Annotated in this window: 4 protein-coding genes and 2 pseudogenes; 4 read left to right on the plus strand and 2 right to left on the minus strand. The window is 63.3% G+C overall.

The window, feature by feature from the left end; genetic code table 11:
* A pseudogene (locus tag EN964_RS38850) lies at nt 1-160 on the minus strand (peptidase T4); the annotation flags it as partial.
* Here EN964_RS38850 and EN964_RS28930 point away from each other — a divergent pair.
* Nucleotides 147-728: pseudogene (locus EN964_RS28930) on the plus strand (P1 family peptidase); the annotation flags it as partial. The pseudogenes EN964_RS38850 and EN964_RS28930 sit on opposite strands and share 14 nt — an antisense overlap.
* Before the next feature lie 8 nt (nt 729-736).
* On the opposite strand, the gene EN964_RS28935 reads toward EN964_RS28930, so the two are convergent.
* Nucleotides 737-991, minus strand: a complete 255-nt coding sequence (locus EN964_RS28935; protein WP_127269889.1) for a DUF2171 domain-containing protein — start codon at nt 989-991, stop codon at nt 737-739.
* Nucleotides 992-1,118: 127 nt separating this feature from the next.
* Here EN964_RS28935 and EN964_RS28940 point away from each other — a divergent pair, with 127 nt between their 5' ends.
* The 3 genes from EN964_RS28940 to purB form a co-directional block, all read left to right on the plus strand.
* Nucleotides 1,119-1,844, plus strand: coding sequence for a DUF2259 domain-containing protein (locus tag EN964_RS28940; protein WP_127269891.1), 726 nt, complete (start codon nt 1,119-1,121; stop codon nt 1,842-1,844).
* Between the two features lie 107 nt (nt 1,845-1,951).
* Entirely contained in the window at nt 1,952-2,365 is a 414-nt protein-coding gene (locus tag EN964_RS28945; protein WP_127269893.1) for a hypothetical protein, read from the plus strand.
* A gap of 59 nt (nt 2,366-2,424) precedes the next feature.
* The coding region (gene purB, locus EN964_RS28950) for an adenylosuccinate lyase (protein WP_127277035.1) at nt 2,425-3,584 on the plus strand (1,160 nt) is incomplete at its 3' end.

Here is a 3,584-nt window from a genome sequence, read left to right on the forward strand (position 1 = left end):
GCCCCGAGGTCAGCGCGCCGGTGCCGGCGCCGATCGTGCCAAGCTGGAAATCGGCGGCGGCAGTTTGCGCGGCCTCATAGCCAAGCTCGCGGTAGGGCGGATAACGGCCCCAATCCTTGTCGCCGCCATTGCGCAGGTCGAACAGGATCGCCGACGGCACCGGCGCGCTGACCTCGGGGCTGAAAGGCGGCCTCGGCTCCGCCTCGACGCTGCTGGATAGCGGCGTCACCGTCGGTGCGCTGGCCGCCGTCAACCCGACCGGATCGGTGACCACAGGCCGAACCCGCCATTTCTGGGCAGCACCGTTCGAAATCGGCAACGAATTCGGCGGGCTTGGTTATCCCTCGCCGATGCCGGACGATGCGAAACGGATTCTTTTGAAACACCGCGACAAGCATGTTGGCAGGCAGATGGAGACCGGCGGCAACACCACCATCGCCGTCATTGCCACCGATGCGGTGCTCACAAAAGCTGCCGCCAAGCGCCTGGCGATATCGGCGCATGACGGGTTCGTGCGCGCGATATGGCCGACGCACACACCGGCCGATGGCGACCTTGTGTTCGCGCTGGCGACCGGCACGAGCGGTATCGAACTCTCCGCCGATGCGGCGATCGATCTCTACGCCGCAGCCGGCGCCACCATGGCGCGCGCCATCAGCCGCGGCGTCTATGCGGCAACCCCTGCCGAAAACGATCTGTTTCCGGTCTGGTCGTCACGCCTGAGGTGAAGCGATAATCAGACCCGATCGGACTTTTCTTCCTCGAACGTCACCGCAACATCGGAATTCGCCGACAGCCAGACCTTCTTGCCGTCGACTTCGGCAATCAGGCTCAGGGGAATATAGTGATGATGGCCCTTGTGAGCGCCCTCGCCGCTATCGGCCTTGGTCAGCTTGATGCGCTGGCCATCGACCTTGTCGACAGTGCCGACATGCACGCCGTCGGCGCCGACGACTTCCATATGCTCGCGAATTTTGCTGGTGTCGGTCATGGTGGTCTCCATTGGGACTGCCGACGATAACAAATGACGGGCCGATTGGATGCATCGGCTTTCGCACCGCACGACGTTTTGATTTCGGCGTGCTAGGGGATTGAGACGATCACGGGGGTGAAGACCGATGCGAATGCTCTTTCTGTTTGCCGTTGGCCTGCTTGCACAGTTTGCCACCTCGATCGCGGCTCATGCCGGCGATGTCGCCGAACTTGAAATCCTCGGCTTCACCAAGGACGGCAGCGTCTTTGCTTTCGAGGAATATGGCGTGCAGGATGGATCGGGTTTTCCCTATGCCAACCGCTACTACATCGACACCAGCACCGACAGCTTTCTCAAGGGCACGCCGATCCGGGTCCGGCTTGAGGACGAGAATGCCAAACTGGATGCGGCGCGCCTTCAGGCCCGGCAAAAAGGCGAAGCCATTGTCAGTCAGGCCGAGTTGGACGCCAATCGCGGCATCACCGCCGGCTTCAACCCGGTGACCGAACTTTCGGCCGATCCGCACCGGATGGCAGTCAACCCGCGCCCGATCTTTTCGCCGGTCGACCCACCGCTCGAGTTTCGGCTCGACGATCTCGGCATGAACAACACCGAGGGCTGCGAGAGCCAGGGCGAGATCAACGGCTTCCGGCTGCTGCGTATCGAGGCGCAGGATGGCGGCACGACCAAGCTGCTGCACGAGGACAAGTCGATACCGAAAAGCCGGGGTTGCCCGAACGGCTACCGCATCGGCGCTGTGCAGACCTTTTCGATGGACAGTCTCAGCGCCTATGCCGTGCTGATCGCGGTGCGCCAATACGGCTTTGAAGGCCCGGACTTTCGCTGGATCGCGGTGACCGGCCGCCTGTGACACCGCTTGTCCCACCCGCCCCGCGCGATCGTTCGCTGAACCGCCTTCGCCGCGCGATACCGACGCCGCGCACTGCGTTTTATGGCGCCTTGCTATGGGCCACGACGATGGGCGCCAGCGCGCTCGTCGCCCTGTTGTTGGACGACTGGGAGACGCCGGCGAAAATCCGCATTGTCACCGCGCTGTTTGCGGTGGGAGCTGCGCTGGCTTTTCCCATCGGCCTGTTCGCGGCGCGGCTGGTCTCGCAGGGAAGACGCTGGGAAGTCGCCTTTGCCGCGGCCTTCGTGTGCCTAGCCGCGGCGACGATCGGCCTGACCGCCGGGCTCTTTGCCCTGCAGTACCGCTCCTACTACGCCGAGTGGCACGCCCCTGCTTTCACCCGCACCTGGGTCCTCCAGTTCGTCTTCACGACGCTGATTGCGCTCTACCAGTTCGTGGTGCTGGGCATCCGGCTCTATTTTCCAGTTGGTTTCATCGCTCTGTTTGCCGCGGGCGTCTGGTTTGCGCGCCAGCAGCGTTGAGCATTTTGCTCGCCTCTGTTAGGACGCGGGCAAACTTCTCGATATGTCAGGACTGACCGATGATCCCTCGCTATTCCCGGCCGGAAATGGTCGCCATCTGGTCGCCAGAAACCCGGTTCCGCATCTGGTTCGAGATCGAAGCCTATGCCTGCGACGCGTTGGCCGAACTCGGCGTCATCCCCAGGGAAGCGGCAAAAACCATCTGGGAAAAGGGCGGGGCGGCAAAATTCGATGTCGAGGCGATCGACGAGATCGAGCGCGTCACCAAGCATGACGTCATCGCCTTCCTGACCCATCTTGCCGAATTCGTCGGACCGGACGCCCGCTTCATCCACCAGGGGATGACCTCGTCCGATGTTCTCGACACCTGCTTTGCGGTGCAGCTTACCCGCGCCAGCGACATCCTGCTCGCCGACATCGATGGCTTGCTTGCAGCGCTTAAGCGCCGCGCCTTCGAGCACAAGGACACCGTCACCATCGGCCGCAGCCATGGCATCCATGCCGAGCCGACGACCTTTGGCGTCAAGCTGGCGCAGGCCTATGCCGAATTCTCGCGCTGCCGCGAGCGGTTGGTGCACGCGCGCGAAGACATCGCCACCTGCGCGATTTCGGGCGCGGTCGGCACCTTCGCCAACATCGACCCCTATGTCGAGGAGCATGTGGCGGCAAAGCTCGGCCTGAAGCCCGAGCCGGTGTCGACGCAAGTGATCCCGCGCGACCGCCACGCCATGTTCTTTGCCACGCTCGGCGTCATCGCCTCGTCGGTCGAGCGGCTGTCGATCGAAATCCGGCATTTGCAGCGCACCGAAGTGCTGGAAGCTGAAGAGTATTTTTCGCCGGGCCAGAAGGGCTCGTCGGCCATGCCGCACAAGCGCAACCCGGTGCTGACCGAAAACCTCACCGGTCTTGCCCGCATGGTGCGCTCCATGGCGCTGCCGGCGATGGAAAATGTGGCGCTCTGGCACGAGCGCGACATCTCGCACTCCTCGGTCGAGCGCATGATCGGCCCGGATGCCACCGTGACGCTCGATTTCGCACTGTCACGGCTGACCGGCGTCGTCGACAAGCTGCTCGTCTATCCCGACAACATGCTGAAGAACATGAACAAGTTCCGCGGCCTCGTGCATTCGCAGCGCGTCATGCTGGCGCTGACCCAAGCCGGCCTGTCGCGCGAAGACTCCTACCGGCTGGTGCAGCGCAACGCCATGAGAGTGTGGGA

Source organism: Mesorhizobium sp. M7A.F.Ca.CA.001.10.2.1, from assembly GCF_003998575.1.
Classification (GTDB): domain Bacteria; phylum Pseudomonadota; class Alphaproteobacteria; order Rhizobiales; family Rhizobiaceae; genus Mesorhizobium.

Excerpts from the sequence above, each read along its gene's own strand:
- EN964_RS28935 (WP_127269889.1), bottom strand. The coding sequence starts at position 991 with ATGACCGACACCAGCAAAATTCGCGAGCATATGGAAGTCGTCGGCGCC.
- EN964_RS28940 (WP_127269891.1), top strand. The coding sequence starts at position 1,119 with ATGCGAATGCTCTTTCTGTTTGCCGTTGGCCTGCTTGCACAGTTTGCC.
- EN964_RS28945 (WP_127269893.1), top strand. The coding sequence starts at position 1,952 with ATGGGCGCCAGCGCGCTCGTCGCCCTGTTGTTGGACGACTGGGAGACG.